The organism is Cupriavidus sp. HE11 (assembly GCF_056097175.1).
This window is the reverse complement of record NZ_CP184465.1, coordinates 432,297-451,279: the sequence shown is the minus strand read 5'-3', so window position 1 is coordinate 451,279 and position 18,983 is coordinate 432,297. Positions and strand designations below refer to the sequence as shown.

Sequence of the window (18,983 nt, the reverse complement as noted above, 5' to 3'; positions counted from 1 at the left end):
TTTGCGTCATGGCGTCCGCCCGCCACGTTCCAAAATCTTATACAAATGCGACCGCGATATCCGCAGTTGTTCCGCTGCGCGCTTCTTGTTCCCGCCGTGGCGGGCGATGGCGTCGAGCACTGCCGCATACGCCAGATCGCTCATGCCTGCGCTGCTATCCGTCAATGACTGACTCGACAGATGCGCGCCGACGGCCGCGTCTGCATCGCCTGTCCCGGCGACACTGGCCGATGCGAACGCGGCGTCGTCGTCGGCGGCGGCCGGCGCGGCAATGACCCCTCGCGCCGCATCCCCTCGTGCAAAATCCGCCACCCTCAGCGCGCGCCCGTCGCAAAACACCAGCGCTTCTTCCACACGTTGACGCAACTGCCTGACATTGCCCGGCCATGGCTGCCCCGCCAGGTGCCGGGCCACGTCATGCTCGATCCGTGGGGCGGGCATGCCATTGCGGGTGCAGAACGCCTCCACAAAATGCTGCAGCAACGCGGGGATATCCTCGCGCCGTTGCCGGAGGGCGGGAATCCGCAGCACCACGCCGCTGAGCCGGTAATACAGGTCCAGGCGGAATCGTCCCGCGTCGATCAGTTCGGGGATGTCGCGATTGGTGGCCGAGACCAGCCGGAAGTCCACCTTGCGGGCGCGTCCGCTGCCTAGCCGTTCGACCATGTGGTCTTCCAGCACGCGTAGTAGTTTCACCTGCATTTCCATGGGGATATCGGCGACTTCATCCAGGAATACCGTGCCGCCTGCGGCCAGTTCGAGCTTGCCGGCCTGGCCCTGGCGTTTGCTGCCGGTAAAAGCCCCGGGGGCGTGGCCGAACAGTTCGGACTCGATCAGCGTGGCGGGCAGGGCGGCCAGGTTCAGGCTGACCAGCGGGCGCGCGGTGGCGTCGTCGTCGTGGCCGGTGCCGTGGATGGCCCGTGCCACCAGTTCCTTGCCGGTACCGCTTTCACCCAGGATCAGCACGGGCACGTCCAGGCGGGCCACGGTCTGGATTTCGCGGCGCAGCCGCTGCATCGGTGCGCTTTCGCCGATCAGGCCCATATTGGCCTGGCGTTCGCGCAGGCCTTCGAACTCGCGCTGGTAGCGGGCCACCTCGGAGCGCAGCGTCACCAGTTCCTTGTGCATGCGCACCAGTTCTTCCGGCCCCTTGAACATGACCTGGCCGATGGCGCCAACCACCTCGCCATGCTGGCGAATCGGGATGCGGTTGACCACCCGCGAGGTGTGATTCAGTTGCTGAAGCTGCCCGATCTCGGCCTTGCCGCTGCTGACAACCTGGGGCAGCCGCGAATTCGGGATGACGTCGGCGGCCGCGCGACCAATGCCGGCGCCGGGGTCCAGGCCCAGGAATTTCTCGTGGACCGGGCTGATATAGCGCACCAGCCCCGCGTGGTCGACCACGGTGATGGCCTGGTAGGGATCGTTCAGGAAGTGGTCCAGGATGGCATCGGCAAACGGTACGGTGCCCAGGAAATCGAACAATGTCGCCTGGGCGTCGGCGCGATGCAGCAGGATCAGGTGCCGCTGGCCGTCTTCCAGCGACAGGCCGATATAGCGCGCCGCACCGACCTCCACCGGGAACAGCCTGCGGCCGCTTGCCGGGTTGGCCTGCCGCCATGCGGACAAGGTGGCCGACGCCACTGCAGCATCGGCACAGATCCCGAATGCCGTATCGGCCGTGCCGTCGCCAGTGCATGCCAGCACACCAAGGAACGCTGGATCCGGACGCAGGGCGGCGGCCGGCTGTGTTGTCTCCGTGGACACGAGTGTCTCCTGTTGTGTCCTCGATGCGGACACTTATGTGTTGTTTTCGCGGACATCTTAGCCATGTCACAAGGATTCCTCAATGTAATCAAGGGGCCGGCAGGTACCTAAAAGCTGGCACGGGTTGTGCAAAGTGTCTTCGCATCAACAAAACCAAAGACAGTCGGAGACAAAAGCGTGAGCTGGCAGCCTGAAGTGGACGAACTCGCCTGGCGGCGGCGGCTGGCCGCCCGCATGGGCGGTGACAGCAAGGTGGAGCGCCACAAGTCGGCGGGCAAGCTGACCGTGCGCGATCGGGTCGATGCGATTGCCGATCCGGGCTCGTTCCGCGAGGTAGGTGGCCTGAGCGGCAGTGGCCGCTATGACAGCAACGGGCGGCTGGTGGACCTGATTCCGTCGAACCTGGTCATGGGCCGCGCGCAGGTGGACGGGCGCCCGGTGGTGCTGGTCGGCGACGATTTCACGGTGCGGGGCGGTGCCAACGACGGCGCCCCGGGCGACAAGCTGATCCACGCCGAGAAAATGGCCCACGACCTGCGGCTGCCGATGATCCGGCTGGTCGATGGCACGGGCGGCGGTGGCTCCGTGCGCAATATCGAGATCAAGGGCCACACGCTGATTCCGACCATGAAGGTCTGGCAGTACGTGGTGGAGAACATGGCCACGGTGCCCGTGGTGTCGCTGGCGCTGGGCTCCGTGGCCGGGATGGGCGCGGCGCGCGTGGCGGCCAGCCACTATTCGGTGATGGTCAAGGAGACCTCGCAGCTGTTCAGCGAAGGGCCTCCGCTGGTGGCGCGTGCCGGGCAGGACATCGGCAAGAACGAACTTGGCGGCAGCCAGATCCACACCCGCAACGGTGTGGTGGACGATGAGGTGGCGACCGAGCAGCAGGCGTTTGCGCGCGCCCGGCAGTTCCTGTCGTATCTGCCGGCTTCGGTCTACGAGCTGCCGCCCCGGACCGACACCCTGGATAGCCCGTCGCGGCGCGACGATTGGCTGCTGTCGGCCATCCCGCGCGATACCCGGGCCGCATATCAGATCCGGCCGATTCTGGAGACCCTGGTCGATGCCGGGACGTTCTTCGAGACCGGCACGCAATGGGGGCGCGCCATCGTCACCGGGCTGGCCCGGCTGGACGGCTGGCCGGTGGCGGTGATCGCCAGCGATCCGGCCTGTCACGGTGGCAACTGGGACAGCGACACCGCCGAGAAATTCACCCGCTTTGTCGACCTGGCGCAGACCTTCCACCTGCCGGTGGTCCATCTCGTGGATACGGCAGGCTTTCAGGTTGGGCTGGAGGCAGAGCAGGCCGGGATCATGCGCTACGGCGTGCGGGCGCTGGCGGCCGTCTACCAGGCGACGGTGCCGTGGTGCTCGGTCATTGTGCGGCGGGCCTATGGCGTGGCGGCGGCGGGCCACCAGCACATGGGCCGCTTCAATTTCCGGTATGCGTGGCCATCGGCCAACTGGGGTGCCCTGCCGATAGAAGGCGGCCTCGAAGTGGCCTACAAGGCCGAGATCGAGGGCGCCGATGATCCCGTGCAGAAGCGCGCCGAAATCGAACAGCGCGTACGCAGCCTGACTTCGCCGTTCCGCAGCGCCGAGGCATTCGTCATCGAAGACATCATCGATCCGCGCGATACCCGCGCGCTGCTGTGCGAATTCGCCAATCTGGCTGCGCCGCTGCGCGAGCCCGGTGTCAGCCGCTTTGGCGTGCGGCCCTGACACGGCCTGACACGGGCCGGCCCCATCGAACACGACACAAGACATAGAACATCACAGGAGAGAGACTTGAAGAAGCTGCTGATTGCGAACCGGGGCGAGATTGCCCTGCGTATCCTGCGGGCCGCGCGGGATCTGGATATTGGCACCGTGGCGGTCTATTCGCAGGATGACGCCACTGCGCGGCATCGCGTCCTGGCCGACGAGGCCGTGGCGCTCGATGGCGCCGGCCCGGCTGCGTATATCGACATCGCGGGGATCATTGCCGCGGCCAGGGCCACCGGCTGCGATGCGGTGCACCCCGGCTACGGCTTCCTGAGCGAGCGCGCGGACTTTGCCCAGGCGTGCACAGAGGCCGGCATCCGGTTTGTCGGGCCCAGTGTCGAACATCTGGCGATCTTCGGCGACAAGGGCCGTGCGCTGGAACTGGCCGTGCAGAGCGACGTGCCGGTGATGCCGGCCACACACGGCGGCGCATCGCTGGAAGAGATCACGGCCTTCTTCGATACGCAGGGCGCAGCCGGCGTTGTCATCAAGGCGGTGGGCGGCGGGGGTGGGCGCGGCATGCGCGTGGTGCGCCGCCGCGAAGACCTGGCCGAAGCCTACGCGCGCTGCCGCTCCGAGGCGGCCTCGGCGTTCGGCATCGACGCGCTCTATGCCGAGCGGCTGGTGGCACGGGCGCGCCATATCGAGGTGCAGATTGCCGGCGATGGCGTGAATGTGGTGGCCCTGGGCGAGCGCGATTGCACGCTGCAGCGCCGCTTCCAGAAGCTGGTGGAGATTGCGCCGAGCCCGGTGCTCAGGCCCCAGCTGCGCGACCAGATCATCAAGGCTGCACTGCGGCTGGCACGCCGGGTGGGCTACGCCAGCCTGGGGACGTTCGAATTCCTGGTCGAGGAAAACGAAGCCGGCGAGCAGAAGGATTTCGTCTTTATCGAAGCCAATCCGCGCCTGCAGGTGGAGCATACGATCACCGAGCAGGTCACCGGGGTGGATCTGGTGGCGTTGCAGATCGGGCTGGCCGCCGGGCGTACGCTGGGCGACCTGGGGCTGGACCCGGCCGCGCCGCCGCAACCGCGCGGCTTTGCCATCCAGGTGCGTGTGAACGCCGAGATGACCGATGCCAACGGGCTGGCGCGTCCGGCGCATGGCCGGCTGGAGCGCTTCGACCCGCCGACCGGGCCGGATGTCCGCGTCGATACGCATGCCTACACGGGCTACGAGCCGTCGCCGAACTTCGACACGCTGCTGGCAAAGCTGATCGTCAGCAGCGGCACGTCCGACTTCGGGGCGGTGCTGCGCCGGCTGCAGCGCAGCCTGGCCGAGTTCCGCATCGATGGTGTGTCCACCAACCTGAACCTGCTGCGCGCGCTGGTACAGCGTGACGAATTCCGGACCCAGGCCGTTCATACGCGCCATTTCGAGGCCATCCTGCCGGAACTGGCCGCAGCGGCGGAAGCCATTGCCGATGCCGGCCGTGCGCAGGATGCGCTGCTGGGCGGTGCCGCCCGGCCGCCGGTCCATGGCCTGGCGCATGCCGCGGGGCCCGAGGAGCAGGTCGAGGAAGGGCTGGTTGCCGTCCGCGCGCCGCTGACGGGGCGCGTGGTGGAAATCGCGGTCGAACTGAACGCACTGGTCAAGCCGGGCCAGACCGTGGCCGTGCTCGACGCCATGAAGATGGAGCACGCCATCGTGGCCGAGTGTGCCGGCCGCGTGGTGGACCTGCGCCTGGAAAAGAACGCCCTGGCGGCCGAGAACCAGATACTGATCGTGCTGGAAGAAACCGACGCAGCGGGCGTGGCGGCCGACACCGCGCAGGCGCACGATGCCAACGCCATCCGCGCCGACCTGCAGCGTGTGCTGGACCGGCACGCCTTCCTGCATGATGCCGCACGCCCCGACGCCGTGGCCCGGCGCCGCTCGCGCGGCCAGCGTACTGCCCGGGAGAACATTGCCGACCTGTGCGACGCCGACACCTTCGTGGAGTACGGCGCGCTGGCGCTGGCCGCCCAGGCAAGCCGCCGCAGCAAGGAAGACCTGATCGCCAATACGCCGGCCGATGGCCTGATCACCGGCATTGGCAACGTCAATGGCGAACTGGTGGGCAAGGATCGTGCACGCAGCGCGGTGATGGCCTACGACGCCACCGTGATGGCGGGCACGCAGGGCAAGCGCAACCATATCAAGACCGACCGCATCGTGGAGGTGGCGCTGCGCGACGAACTGCCGCTGGTGCTGTTTGGCGAGGGGGGCGGCGGGCGGCCTGGCGACGTGGATTTTCCGTCCGTGTCGGGGCTCTACCAGCCGTCGTTCGCCGCATTTGCGGAACTGAGCGGACAGGTGCCGGTGGTGGGCATCGTGTCGGGCCGATGCTTCGCGGGCAATGCCGCGTTTCTGGGCTGCTGCGACGTCATCATCGCCGACAAGTCCGCCAATATCGGCATGGCCGGCCCGGCCATGATCGAAGGCGGCGGCCTGGGCATCTTCCGTCCTGAAGACGTGGGGCCGGCGCCGGTGCAGTTTGCCAATGGCGTGATCGACATCCTGGTGGAAAACGAGGCCGAAGCCACGCAGGCGGCCAGGCACTACCTGTCGATGTTCCAGGGCCGCGTCGCGCACTGGAGCGCGCCCGATCCGGCCGATCTGCGCCACGTGGTACCCGAGAACCGCCTGAGGGTCTATGACACGCGCAAGGCCATCGAGGGCATTGCCGATGTGGGCAGCGTGCTGATGCTGCGCGGCGGCTTCGGCGCGGGCATCCACACGGCACTGGCCCGCGTGGAAGGGCAGCCGGTGGGCATCATGGCAAACAACCCGTACCACCTGGGCGGCGCGATCGATGCCGATGCGGCCGACAAGGCATCGCGCTTCATGCAGCTATGCGACGCGCATGGCCTGCCGATCGTCTCGCTGATCGATACGCCGGGCTTCATGGTGGGGCCGGACGTCGAGGCGCGTGCGCAGGTGCGCCACGTGTCGCGCATGTTCCTGACGGCGGCCAAGCTGCGCGTGGCGCTGCTGGCCGTGACGCTGCGCAAGGGCTACGGCCTGGGCGCGATGGCCATGGCAGGCGGTGGATTCCGCTCGGCCAGCTTCACGATCTCGTGGCCGACAGGTGAGTTCGGGCCGATGGGACTGGAAGGCGCGGTCAGGCTCGGCTTCAAGAAGGAGCTGGAAGCGGTGCCCGATGGCCCGGAGCGCAAGGCGTTGTTCGACCGGCTGGTGGCGCAGTCCTACGAGCGCGGTCACGCCATCAACACGGCGGCGGCGGTAGAGATCGACGCGGTGATCGATCCGGCCGATACGCGCAAATGGATCGCGCAGGGCATCGCGTCGGCAGAACTGCGTGGCCGCCGCGAGCGTCGCGGCTTCGTGGACGCATGGTGAGCGGCCCGGTGGACATCCAGACCCCGAACTCCCGGATCCCACTGAATCAACGGAATCCAGGCAACCAGGAGGCTTTCATGACCAGGAATGGTCCAGATCCGGCGCAACTGGCGCTGGGCGGATTGCGCGTGCTGGAAATCGGTACCGGGCCGGCGCTGGCCTACGCGGGCAAGCTGTTTGCCGACTTTGGCGCGGAAGTCATCAAGGTCGAAAGCGCGGCCGGCGATGCCTGGCGGCGGATGCCGCCGCTGGTCGATGTGCCAGGCGGCAGGCCGCCAGAAAGCGCGCTCTTTGCCTGGCTCAATACCAACAAGCGCAGTGTCGTTGCGGCGAACGGCCCCGAGGACGAGGCGTGGCTGGCCCAACTGGCCCGCACATGCGACGTGGTGCTCGACGCGCGCGCGCTGGACGAAGGCGTCGCCGTGCTCGAGCGTCCCGTCTGGCAGGTGCCAGGCCAGGTCCACGGACACGTGCCCATCGACATCGCGCTGACATGGTTTGGCGACAGCGGCCCCTACAGCGGATTCGCGGGCACCGAGGCGGTTTGCCGGGGGCTGGCCGGGGCCGTGCATGGCAGCGGACCGGTGGAAGGGCCGCCGCATATGCCGCATGACGTGCAGACGGGCATCGTGGTGGGCGTGAGCGCGTTCTCGGCGGCGGTGGCGGCGTTGATGGGCACCGGCGGGGGCAGCCTGCGCTACGTGCTGAGCACGCACGAATGCATCTTCAGTGTGGTGGAGATGGAAGCGGGCATGGTGCAGGACAAGCGCCACCCGCTGCGGCGCATGGGCGTGAACCGCTTCTGCGGCACGCACCCGGGCGGCATCTACGAGACCGCCGATGGCTGGATCGGCATCTTCACGCATACGCTGCCGCAGTGGAAGGCGCTGTGCGAGGCCATCGGGCGCCCCGAGCTTGGCAGCGATCCGCGCTTTGCCAGCGGGCCCGAGCGCATGCTGGTAGCCGACGAGATCGACGCGTTCCTGAAGCCGGCGCTGTTGAAGCGTTCGGCCGAAGAGTGGTTCGCGCTGCTGGGCGACAAGAAGCACCCGGCCGTGGTGGTGCCCAGCATGGCAACGCTGCTGGGCCAGGCCGTGCACCGCGAGCGGGGCGCGTTCGTGCCTGTGACGCTGGGCGACGTGGCATTCGAAGGCCCGGTGGTGCCGCTGCGGCTCGATGATGCCGGGCCTCTGGCCGGTGGCAAGGCGCCGGATCTGGGCGCCGACAGCGCGTTCTATCGGCAAGCGGGGCTGGATCATCAGCCGCGCCAGCGTCTGGCACCGGCACCCGCCGGCCGCCTGCCGCTGGAGGGCGTTCGCGTGATCGACCTGACGATGGGCTGGGCCGGGCCGCTCGCCACGCGCACGCTGGCGGACTTTGGCGCGGAGGTCATCAAGGTGGAAAGCACGGGCTACCCGGACTGGTGGCGCGGCGCGAATTTCACCGAGGAGTTCTATCGGGACAGGCTGTACGAGAAGAACTCGAACTTCAACATGATGAACCGCAACAAGCTCGGCATCACGCTGGATCTGACCCAGCCCGAAGGCAAGGCGCTGCTGCTGGATCTGGTGGCAAACGCCGATGCGGTCATCGAAAACTACTCGGCCGAGGTGCTGCCGAAGCTGGGACTGACGTACGACACGCTGCGGGCTCGCAACGATCGCCTGGTGATGGTATCGATGCCGGCCTTCGGCCTGGGCAACGCCTGGAGCAACACGCGCGCCTATGGCGGCACGCTCGAACAGGCCAGCGGGCTGCCTTGCTACACGGGCCATCCCGAGGGGCCGCCGGCCATGACGTCGTACGCCTATGGCGATCCGATTGGCGGACTGAATGCGGGCGCGGCGATGCTGGTGGCGCTGTTCGCCCAGCAGGCCACGGGCAAGGGGCGGCATCTGAACCTGTCGCAGGTGGAGGCCATGCTGGCGCTCACCGCGCCGTACATGATCGAGCAGTCGGTGTCGGGGCAGGTGGCGCCGCGCCAGGGCAATCGCCATCCGGTGGCCGCGCCGCATGGCTGCTACCGCTGCGCGGGCGACGATGGGTGGATCGTGCTGAGCGTGACCGATGCCCAATGGCCCGCGCTGTGTCGCGTGCTCGGACGCATGGACCTGGCCGAAGGCACGGCGCTGGCCGAAGCGTCGGGCCGGCGCGCGCAGCATGACCGCATTGACGCCGCCATCGCCGCCTGGTGCGCGACGCGCGCGCCCGAAGACGCCATGCAGCAGCTTCAGCACGCCGGTATCGCTGCGGGCGCGGTCAATCCCATGTGGCAGGTACTGCAAGACCGCCATCTGCATGCGCGCGGCTTCTGGTGCGAGGTGGAGCGGCCCTACGTTGGACGTTACGCCGCCAGCACCAGCTGGTTCCGTGGCGCAAACGGGCCGGCGCCGATTCGCCATGTTTCGCCAACGCTGGGCCAACACACCGACCAGGTGCTGGCGACTGTGCTGGGGCTGGGCGCCGGGCAACGCGAGGCGCTGGAGCGTCGGGGCATTACTGGACAAACCGCCCGGCCGAAGGGCGCCGGGTCATCGGCCTAGCCCGATGAACTGGGCATGAGACGCCAACTTCCAAGATAACTACGACAAGGAGACAACATGAAACGACGTGCACTGACCGCCGCCATGGGAATGGGATGCCTGCTGGCAGTCGTACTGCCTGGCGCCGCCGCCGCGCAGAGCGGCCCGGCCGGAAACTGGCCGAACAAGCCGATCCGCATGATCGTGCCGTTCCCGGCCGGATCGTTCACCGATACCGTGGCACGCGTGCTGTCGGATCGGCTGACCAAATCGCTGGGCCAGGCCGTGGTGGTGGAGAACAAGGCCGGCGCCAACGGCCTGATCGGCGTGGGGGAGGCCGCGCGCTCGGCGCCGGACGGCTACACGCTGCTGGTAACCAATTCCAGCAGTGTCACCATCAACCCCCACATCTACAAGAAGGCCAACTACAAGGCCCGTGACCTGGCGCCAGTGACGCTGGTGCTGGAGGCGCCGTTCATCCTGGTGACCAACCCGGAATGGTCGCAGAAGCACGCGGTGGCCACGGTGCCCGACCTGGTTCGCTATGCATCGCAGAACCCCGGCAAGATCAGCTACGGCTCGGCGGGCCCCGGCAATATCGCCCACCTGAGCTTTGCCATGCTGAACAACCGCGCGAAGATTTCCACCACGCATGTACCGTACAAGTCGGCGGCGCAGGCAGAAATGGCCGTGATCAGCGGCGAACTGGATACCGCCTTCGACACCTGGACCGCGCTGCCGCAAATCAAGTCCGGCAAGCTCAAGCCCATCGCCGTCAGTTCCACGCGGCGCATGACGCAGCTGCCCGACGTGCCGACCGTCGAAGAGGCCGGCCTGAAGCCGTTCAATTCCACGTTCTGGATTGGCTTGCTGGCACCGGCCGGCACGCCGCAGCCGATCATCCAGAAGCTGCATGCCGCCACGCGCGGCGTGCTGGATGACGAAAAGGGCAAGGCGGCGCTGAGCCAGCAGGGCGACGTGGTGATGATCGATCCGGACAACTTCGCAAAGCGGGTCGAGAAGGAAGCGGTCAGCTGGGATGCGGTGATCCAGAAGGAGGGGATCACGCTGGATTGACTGCCGGACTGGTAGCCAGACTGGCGTGGCTGCACGTGGCCGGGTCGCACCCCGGCCAGCGCTGCCTCGTGGGTGTGCCGCAGCGCGGGCGGAAATCCGGCTACCAGCTCCCACCATCCGTACCAACCCCTAGTTGACTCCATTTTTCATGGGCATAAAATCTGTTTCACAAACATGAAAACAGAGCGTCGGCCATCCGGTACGGCGCCACCATGTTGGAGACAGCCTACCCATGACCGCATCGTTCGCCGCCAAGCCGGCGGCTCCCACCTATTTCGTCCGCACCGAAGACGTGGCCGGCTATCACCCGGCCAACCATGTCGGCACGCTGAACCGCCGCATCATCGGGCGCGAGAACGTTGGCGCCACGCAACTGGAAGTCATCCACGGCACCATCGAGCGTGGCAAGGGCGCGCTGCCGCACGCGCACCCCGGCATCGAGCAGGTCTGCTATGTGCTGGAAGGGCGTGCGCGGGCCGAGGTCAACGGCCAGGCGCGCGAACTGGGGCCGGGCGACTGCTGCTTCTTTCCGGCCGATGCCATGCACGTTTTCACGGTGATCAGCGACGAGCCCGTGAAGCTGCTGGTGATCTATGCCCCGCCGTACGAGGAATCGCCGGATCGCGTGATTCGTCCGGCCTGAGCCCAGGCCGCACCTCGCCGTACCCATAAAGGCCTAGCAGCCGTCCAAACCCCTGGAGGAGACCACCATGCCGAATTTCCGCGTGCGGCGCACGCTTGCCGCCGCCTTGCTGGCACTACCCGCGGCGGCGCTGCCGCTGGCCGCGCAGGCCGCCGACAACTACCCGAGCCGCCCGATCCGTCTGGTGGTGCCGTTTGCGGCGGGCAGCGGCACCGACGCCGTGGCGCGCATCACGGCCAAGGAACTGGGCGACGCGCTGGGCCAGAACGTGGTGGTCGACAACCGGCCCGGCGCCAACGGCGCGATTGCCGCCGAGCTGGTGGCACAGGCCGCGCCCGACGGCTACACGCTGTTCATGACGACGAACACCACGCATTCGGCCAATCCGTCGCTGATGAAGAAGCTGCCCTATGACCCGATCAAGGATTTCACGCCGGTCGCGCGCATGGGTAACCTGCCGTTCATGCTGGTGATCAATCCCAAGCTGCCGGTGAAGACCGTGGGCGAGCTGATCGCCTATGCCAAGGCACACCCGGGCATGTCGTACGCCAGCGGTAACAGCACCGGCATCGTGTCGGGGGCCACGCTGGGCCGCATGGCCAACATCGACCTGCTGCACGTGCCCTACAAGAGCACGCCGCCGGCCATGACCGATGTGATCGCCGGCCAGGTGCCGATGATGTTTGTCGACGTGGCGGCGGGCATCGCCAACGTCAAGGCCGGCAAGATGCGGGCGCTGGCCGTGACCACCGCGCAGCGCAGCCGGCTGCTGCCCGATCTGCCGCCGATTGCCGACACGCCGGAGCTGAAGGGTTTCGACATCACGTCGTGGAACGGGGTTTTTGCGCCCGCGAAGACGCCGCAGCCGATTGTGGACCGGCTCAACCGCGAACTGTCGAAGATCGCGTCCAGCAAGGACGTAGCGCCCAAGTTCGAGGCGCTGGGCTTCGAGGCTTTCGGACAGACCCCGCAGCAGTTCACGGCCTTTGTCGGCAGCGAACTCGTGAAATGGAACAAGCTCGTCAAGGACGCGGGCATCCAGCCGGAATAAGGAGCACCGGATGAACTTCGAAAGGACACCCGAGCAGAACGCCATCGTCGACGCGGTAACGCAGCTGTGCAGCGACTTCGGCCCCGAGTACTGGTCCGAACTGGACCGCGAACACCGGTTCCCCGAGGCGTTCCACCAGGCCATGGCGGGAGCTGGCTGGCTGGGTATCGCCATGCCGGAACGGTTTGGCGGGGCGGGGCTTGGCATCACCGAGGCGGCGCTGATCATGCAGACGGTGTCGGCGTCCGGGGCTGGATTCTCGGGCGCCTCGGCCATCCACATGAACGTTTTCGGCCTGAACCCGGTGGTGGTGTTCGGCAACGAGGCCCAGCAGGCGGCCGCGCTGCCTCCGCTGATCGAAGGCCGCGACAAGGCCTGCTTTGCCGTGACCGAGCCCGATGCCGGGCTGGACACCACGCACCTGAAGACGCAGGCCGTGCGCACTGCCGATGGCAGCGCCTACCGCGTGGATGGCCGCAAGATCTGGATCTCCACCGCGCAGGTCGCCACGCGCATGCTGCTGCTGGCCCGCACCACGCCGCTGGAGGCGGTAAGCAAGCCCACGCAGGGCCTGAGCCTGTTCTATACGACGCTGGACCGCAACCACATCGAGGTGCGCGAGATCGACAAGATGGGGCGCGGTGCGGTCGATTCGAACATGCTGTTCATCGACGGCCTGATGGTGCCGGCCGAAGACCGTATCGGCGATGAGGGCAGGGGGTTCGAGTACATCCTGCATGGGCTGAACCCCGAACGCATCCTGATCGCGGCCGAGGCCGTGGGACTGGGCCGCGCCGCGCTGGAGGCTGCCACCCGCTACGCACGCGAACGCACCGTGTTTGGCCGGCCGATCGGCCAGAACCAGGGCATCCAGCATCCGCTGGCCCAGGCATGGATGGCGCTGGAGGCCGCCGACATGATGGTGTGGAAGGCCGCCTGGCTCTATGACAACGGCAAGCCCTGCGGCGCCGAGGCCAATGCGGCCAAGTACCTGGCCGCGGAGGCAGCGCACCAGGCGTGCCAGACCGCCGTGCTGACCCTGGGCGGCATGGGCTATGCGCGTGAATACCATGTGGAGCGCTATCTGCGGGAATCCTATATCCCGCGCATCGCCCCGGTCAGCGCCCAGCTGATCATGTGCCACATCGCGGAGCGCGTGCTGGGGCTGCCGAAATCGTATTGAAGCTGTACCGAAGACCAGGCGTCCCGCAACACGCGTGCGGCGCACACCAAAGGAAAAGCCCCGGACCTGTGAAGATCCGGGGCTTTGTTCCGTGCAGGTTTCCCGCTGCCGCGCCATGACGATCCGCGAGGATCTTCCATCGTTGTGTGCCATGGTGCCTTTCAGCGATGAAAACGTCCAATCATCGTTGAAAAGCACAATAGGCCGGTGCTCATGGCGCGGCGCGCGGCGGCATGTTCTTCCCATCTAAGAGCCCATGCCGCGCAAACCTGGATGACCCTGCCCGCCATCCCGGCCGCGGAAATCGTTGATTACTTGCCCAGTTCGTGACCAATCACGCCACCCACCACGGCGCCACCGACCGTACCGGCCGTGCTGCCGTTGGTGGCCTCATGGCCCACCACACCGCCTGCCACCGCGCCGGTTGCCGTGCAGCCCGACAGGGCCCAGCAGCAAGCGCCAATGGCGAAAATGCCTGTGACTCGCTTCCACATGATGTTCTCCTGCGTTGGCGCCGCGCTGGCACTGCTGTTTTTGCGCGGCGGCGTCTGTCGTTCATCACGCCTCAAGGATAGGCCCGGGCCGCCGGCCGGCCTTTCCGGCGGGCGCTGATTGCACTGTAGGAATTTGCCGGACGGTCGAAACATGGCACGAGCAGCATGTCAACCATGCAAACGTACGAAATTGGGCTGCGGGTGCACGCGGGCTGATGCACAATCCCGCTTCAGTCCGGGCTGAAACGACCGATAACCTTTGACGGTGCCGGAAATTTCACGCCTGGTTCGCCTGACCCTTCAGAATGGCGGCCTGCTGCAAGCCACTGCCCCGTCACCCGCTTCCATGATGTCGCCCCGTTTCGACGCGTCTCTCGTTCTGATTTCCGTGCTTGTTGCCGTACTGGCGTCGTATACGGCGCTGGACATGGCCGGCCGCATTTCCACCGCCGCACGTGGCCGCTACGCGCGGATGTGGCTGGCCGGCGGTGCCGTTGCCATGGGGCTGGGCATCTGGTCGATGCACTTCATCGGCATGTTGGCCTTCAGGCTGCCGATTCCGCTGGGCTACGACCTGGCGATCACCGGGGCATCGTTGCTGATTGCCGTGCTGGCGTCGGCATTCGCGCTGCGCCTGGTCAGCCAGGAGTACCTGCCCCGCAGGCGCCTGGTGCTGGGGGCGCTGACGCTGGGCGCGGCGGTATCCAGCATGCACTACACGGGCATGGCGGCACTGCGCATGCAGCCTGGCATCGACTACGACCCGTGGCTGTTCCTGCTGTCGATCGTGATTGCCGTGGCGGCATCGGGCGCGGCGCTGTGGATCGCCTTCCGCCTGCGGCGCAGCATGCCGCGCGTGCACCAGTTGCGTTTCGGGGCGGCGCTGGTCATGGGCGGGGCCATTGCCGCCATGCACTACACTGGCATGGCGGCGGCGCGATTTCCGCTGGGCAGCGTCTGCGGCGCGGCAGGCTCGGGCGTGGACAGCGCCGCGCTGGCCCTGCCCATCCTCGTCATCACGGTGTGCGTGCTGGCCGTGGCGCTGATTACGTCGGTGCTGGACATGCGCCTGGAAATGCGGACAGCCGTGCTGGCCAACGCGCTGGGCGTGGCCAACAAGGAGCTTGAATTCCTGGCCCTGCACGACAAGCTCACCCACCTGCCCAACCGTGTGCTGCTCGAAGACCGCTTCCAGCTGGCGATCCAGTCGGCCACGCGCCAGCCCGGCACATTCGCGGTGCTGTTCGTGGACCTGGACGGATTCAAGGGCGTCAACGACACCTATGGTCACCAGATGGGTGACAGCCTGCTGGTGGGAATCGCGGGCCGCCTGCGCGCATCCACGCATTCCGAGGACACGATCTCGCGCGTGGGCGGCGACGAATTCGTGGTGCTGGCAAGGATCGACGAGCCGGCTGACGCGGGCGTGATGGCCGAGAAGCTGATCGAGGCGCTGCGCGAGCCGGTAGACGTGTCGGGCCATGCGCTGCACGTGTCGGGCAGCATCGGCATCGCGCTCTATCCGGCCGATGGTGCCGACCAGGACACGCTGATGACCAATGCCGATGCCGCGATGTACCACGCCAAGGCATCGGGCCGCAATGCGTACTGCTTCTTCGAACGGTCGATGAATCATCAGGCGCGTGTCCAGCAATCGCTGATCCAGGACCTGCGCGGCGTGACCCGCACCGGCCAGCTCGAACTGCACTACCAGCCCAAGTTCGCTGCCACCGACAGCCGCCTGGTGGGCGCCGAGGCGCTATTGCGCTGGCATCACCCGCAGCACGGCCTGCTGATGCCGGACCAGTTCATCGGCCTTGCCGAGAAGACCGGCGCCATCGTGGCGATCGGCAAATGGGTGCTGGACGAGGCCTGCCGCCAGTTGGCCGCCTGGCATGCCGGCGGTCATGAGGACTGGTCGATGGCGGTCAACCTGTCGGCGCTGCAGTTCTGTCATGCGGGGATGATCGAGACCGTGTCCGATGCGCTGGCCAGCCATGGCATCCCGGCCGCGAGCCTGACGCTGGAAATCACGGAAAGCACGGCCATGCGCGATGTGGAAGACACGCTCGCGATCATGACGCAGCTCGACGAGATGGGCGTGCGCATTGCTATCGACGACTTCGGCACCGGCTATTCGAGCCTGTTGCACCTGAAGCGCATTCCGGCCAGCGAACTGAAGATCGATCGCGGTTTTGTGCGCGATCTGGCAGAGGATTCGGAAGATGCGGCCATCGTGTCGGCCATCGTGGCGCTGGGCCGTACGCTGAACCTGCAGGTGGTGGCGGAGGGGGTGGAGACCGCCGCGCAGCAGTCGTTCCTGGCGGGGCTGGGGTGCGATGCGCTGCAGGGTTACCTGCTGGGCAGGCCCGTGCCCGCGGCGCAATTCATGAGCCAGGCGGCGACGCAGTAAGCGCCGCCGCCTGGCGGTTCGGGCTGTATCAGCCCGGATCTGGCCCGAGCGGGCCATAGCGTGGATCAGGCACCATCGGTGAACGGGCTGCGGGCGTCGCGCACATCATGCGCACCGTCGCTGAACGGGTTGCGCGCATCGCGCACGTCGCGGGCGCCGTCGGTGTAGACGTCGCGGGCGCCAACGCGTTCGACCTGGCCGTCACGGTTGGTCACACGAGCGCCGTCAGTGAACGGATCGGCGCTGCGCGGGGCGGCGTTGACCATCGTGGCGGCGCCGGCCAGCGTGGTGGCCAGGGCGGTGTAGAGCAGGGCTTTCTTGAGCATGTGGACTCCTTGGATACGAGGATGGAGGCAGTTCGGTGATTCGGTGGTTTGTACCGGCCGTCATGCGACCTTGGATTGCAGTCTATGAGTGCTGCAGCCACGCCAACATGACCAACGCATGACAGATTCGTCATTCGCTCGCGCAAGCCGCGCGTATCCGCGTGCACTACCTGAAAGTGCCGCAACGAATGCAACATTCCGGCGGTAATCGGCGGATTCCGCGGGTGCCAGCCCAACACCCTGTAGAATCCGTGCTGGTCCGCCGGATTTCCTGCCCGGACCGATCCCCCCTTCGAATTCTCCAGCCCGCCCGCAAGGTGGCGGGCGCGCACGATAAGTCATGTCCGAGTCTGATGCAGCCAAACAAGCCGCGGTGGCATGGATCCGCGAGCAGATGGATCACCATGGCCTGACGTTCGACCATCTCGTCGAAGCAGGCTGCTTTACCGATGCCGACACCGAAGACGGTGCCAATGCGGCGCCGTCCGTCCCCGAAACCGAAGCGCCCGTGGCCAGCAATGCCGCACCGCGCGTGCTGTATCGCAACGCGATGGGGCAGACCTGGGACGGCAACGGCGAATATCCCGACTGGCTGCAGCGGGCCGTCAACGCCGGCCAGTCGATCGACTTCTTCCGCGTCGAGTAAGGCGCGCCGAGCGCCCGCGTTGCGCGGGCCGCCCGCTTACTGCCCGACGGCCAGCGAGGTGACCGTCAGCAGTCCGTCGATACGGTCGACGGTGAATCGCACCTTGTCGCCCGCCTGCACCTGCGTCAGCATCGCCGGGTCCTTCACACGAAAAATCATCGTCATTGCGCCCATGTCGAGGTTGCCGATCGGCCCGTGACGGATCGTCAGCTTGCCGGCCTGTGCATCGACCTTGCGGATTTCGCCTTCCACTTCGGGTAACGGTGCCTGTGCCGTGGCGGCTGGCCCGGATGCCTCGGGCGTGGCCGCCATCAGTGCCGGGGATGCCCCGGCCATCAGGGCTATCAGGGCCAGCAGCGCGACGGCTGCCTGCGTCTGCTTCATCGTCCGTGTCATCGTGTGTTTCATGTCTGTCCTTTGGGAATAGGGTGGATGCGGTTATCGCGGCCGGCGCGGTGCAGGCGCCACGGGTTCGGTGTACTCGAAGGCAACCGTGCCCTTGGGATGCCGATACCAGCCTGGATCGCGGTAGTCATTGGCGGCCATGCCCGCGCGCACCTTGAGCGTGGTGAACATGCCGCCCATTTCGATGGGGCCGAACGGCCCCTGTCCACTCATCATCGGCAGCGTGTTCTCGGGCAACGGCATTTCCATGCTGCCCATGTCGGCCATGCCCGCCTGGCCCATCGGCATGTAGTCGGGCACCAGCGCATTCATGCCGCTGGTCAGGTCCTTCTGCTTCACGCCAATCATGGTCGGCAGGTTGTGGCCCATGGCATTCATCGTGTGGTGCGACTTGTGACAGTGAAAGGCCCAGTCGCCGGGGTTGTCGGCCACGAACTCGATGGCGCGCATCTGGCCCACCGCGACATCGGTGGTCACCTCGGGCCAGCGCGCGGATGGCGGCACCCAACCGCCATCGGTCCCCGTCACCTCGAACCGGTGGCCGTGCAGATGGATCGGATGGTTGGTCATGGTCAGGTTGCCCATGCGGATGCGCACGCGGTCGCCCAGACGCACGGGCAGCACGTCGATGCCGGGAAACACGCGGCTGTTCCACGTCCACATGTTGAAGTTGGTCATCTCGGCCACGCGCGGCGTGTAGGAGCCGGGGTCGATGTCGTACGCGGCAATCAGGAACACGAAGTCGCGGTCCACGCGTTGTGCAGCGGCATCGCGCGGATGTACGACGATAAAGCCCATCATGCCCATCGCCATCTGCACCATCTCGTCGGAATGCGGGTGGTACATGAAGGTGCCCGCGTGGCGCATCTCGAACTCGTAGACAAACGTCTTGCCCGGCGGGATGTGCGGTTGCGAGAGCCCGCCCACGCCGTCCATGCCGGCCGGCAGCAGTACGCCGTGCCAGTGCACGGTGGTGTGTTCCGGCAACTTGTTGGTGACGAAGATGCGTACACGGTCGCCTTCCACGCATTCGATGGTGGGCCCCGGACTCTGGCCGTTGTAGCCCCACAGGTGCGCGGTCATGCCGGGCGCCATCTCGCGCTCGACCGGCTCGGCCACCAGGTGGAATTCCTTCCAGCCGTTGCGCATGCGCCAGGGCAGGGTCCAGCCGTTGAGCGTAACCACCGGCTGGTAAGGGCGGCCGCTGGCGGGTGCAAGTGGCGGCTGGGTCGTGGCGCTGGTCTGCAGCGGTGCCTCGGGCAAGGCCGCCGCGCCAGCGCGCGACACCATCGCCGTACCGAGCATGGCGGCGGCGGACTGCCCCAGGAAATTGCGTCGGGAAACCAT

At 66.9% G+C, this 18,983-nt stretch carries 14 protein-coding genes; 9 read left to right on the top strand and 5 right to left on the bottom strand.

All coding sequences use genetic code 11. The annotated features are described in order from the left end of the window. Window positions 1-6 precede the first annotated feature (6 nt). Window positions 7-1,767 (bottom strand): sigma-54 interaction domain-containing protein, encoded by a 1,761-nt coding sequence (locus ACOABP_RS19475; protein WP_474229609.1) that lies wholly within the window; start codon window positions 1,765-1,767, stop codon window positions 7-9. Between the two features lie 177 nt (window positions 1,768-1,944). Between ACOABP_RS19475 and ACOABP_RS19470 the strand changes: the two genes are divergently transcribed. The 7 genes from ACOABP_RS19470 (at window position 1,945) to ACOABP_RS19440 (ending at window position 13,352) form a co-directional block, all read left to right on the top strand. Then, entirely contained in the window at window positions 1,945-3,492 is a 1,548-nt protein-coding gene (locus ACOABP_RS19470) for an acyl-CoA carboxylase subunit beta (RefSeq protein ID WP_474229608.1), read from the top strand. A gap of 66 nt (window positions 3,493-3,558) precedes the next feature. Beyond that, window positions 3,559-6,876 carry an acetyl-CoA carboxylase family protein gene (locus ACOABP_RS19465; RefSeq protein ID WP_474229607.1) on the top strand — a complete coding sequence of 1,106 codons (3,318 nt, stop codon included), beginning with the start codon at window positions 3,559-3,561 and terminating at the stop codon, window positions 6,874-6,876. A gap of 77 nt (window positions 6,877-6,953) precedes the next feature. After that, window positions 6,954-9,419 (top strand): CaiB/BaiF CoA-transferase family protein, encoded by a 2,466-nt coding sequence (locus ACOABP_RS19460; RefSeq protein WP_474229606.1) that lies wholly within the window; start codon window positions 6,954-6,956, stop codon window positions 9,417-9,419. Window positions 9,420-9,476: 57 nt separating this feature from the next. Further along, the gene (locus ACOABP_RS19455; protein ID WP_474229604.1) at window positions 9,477-10,475 is read left to right on the top strand and encodes a Bug family tripartite tricarboxylate transporter substrate binding protein; all 999 of its coding nucleotides are present in this window, start codon (window positions 9,477-9,479) and stop codon (window positions 10,473-10,475) included. Between the two features lie 232 nt (window positions 10,476-10,707). After that, window positions 10,708-11,118 (top strand): cupin domain-containing protein, encoded by a 411-nt coding sequence (locus tag ACOABP_RS19450; RefSeq protein WP_474229602.1) that lies wholly within the window; start codon window positions 10,708-10,710, stop codon window positions 11,116-11,118. Between the two features lie 67 nt (window positions 11,119-11,185). After that, entirely contained in the window at window positions 11,186-12,169 is a 984-nt protein-coding gene (locus ACOABP_RS19445; RefSeq protein ID WP_474229601.1) for a Bug family tripartite tricarboxylate transporter substrate binding protein, read from the top strand. A gap of 10 nt (window positions 12,170-12,179) precedes the next feature. Then, complete coding sequence (locus ACOABP_RS19440) at window positions 12,180-13,352, top strand: acyl-CoA dehydrogenase family protein (protein ID WP_474229599.1); 1,173 nt, start codon at window positions 12,180-12,182, stop codon at window positions 13,350-13,352. Window positions 13,353-13,663: 311 nt separating this feature from the next. Here the strand turns inward: ACOABP_RS19440 and ACOABP_RS19435 are convergent, their stop codons facing one another. Next, window positions 13,664-13,846 carry a glycine zipper 2TM domain-containing protein gene (locus ACOABP_RS19435; protein ID WP_474229598.1) on the bottom strand — a complete coding sequence of 61 codons (183 nt, stop codon included), beginning with the start codon at window positions 13,844-13,846 and terminating at the stop codon, window positions 13,664-13,666. Between the two features lie 346 nt (window positions 13,847-14,192). On the opposite strand from ACOABP_RS19435, the gene ACOABP_RS19430 reads away from it, so the two are divergent. Continuing rightward, window positions 14,193-16,259, top strand: coding sequence for a putative bifunctional diguanylate cyclase/phosphodiesterase (locus tag ACOABP_RS19430; protein ID WP_474229596.1), 2,067 nt, complete (start codon window positions 14,193-14,195; stop codon window positions 16,257-16,259). 65 nt (window positions 16,260-16,324) lie between these two features. Here the strand turns inward: ACOABP_RS19430 and ACOABP_RS19425 are convergent, their stop codons facing one another. Then, window positions 16,325-16,585, bottom strand: coding sequence for a copper resistance protein CopQ (locus tag ACOABP_RS19425; protein ID WP_474229594.1), 261 nt, complete (start codon window positions 16,583-16,585; stop codon window positions 16,325-16,327). A gap of 340 nt (window positions 16,586-16,925) precedes the next feature. Here ACOABP_RS19425 and ACOABP_RS19420 point away from each other — a divergent pair, with 340 nt between their 5' ends. Continuing rightward, window positions 16,926-17,231: an H-NS family nucleoid-associated regulatory protein gene (locus tag ACOABP_RS19420; protein ID WP_474229593.1), complete on the top strand. Its 306-nt coding sequence runs from the start codon at window positions 16,926-16,928 to the stop codon at window positions 17,229-17,231. 36 nt (window positions 17,232-17,267) lie between these two features. Here ACOABP_RS19420 and ACOABP_RS19415 read toward each other — a convergent pair whose 3' ends face one another. Together ACOABP_RS19415 and ACOABP_RS19410 are read right to left on the bottom strand one after the other, a co-directional pair. Further along, entirely contained in the window at window positions 17,268-17,639 is a 372-nt protein-coding gene (locus tag ACOABP_RS19415) for a copper-binding protein (protein WP_474229592.1), read from the bottom strand. Window positions 17,640-17,669: 30 nt separating this feature from the next. Continuing rightward, complete coding sequence (locus tag ACOABP_RS19410) at window positions 17,670-18,983, bottom strand: multicopper oxidase family protein (RefSeq protein WP_474229590.1); 1,314 nt, start codon at window positions 18,981-18,983, stop codon at window positions 17,670-17,672.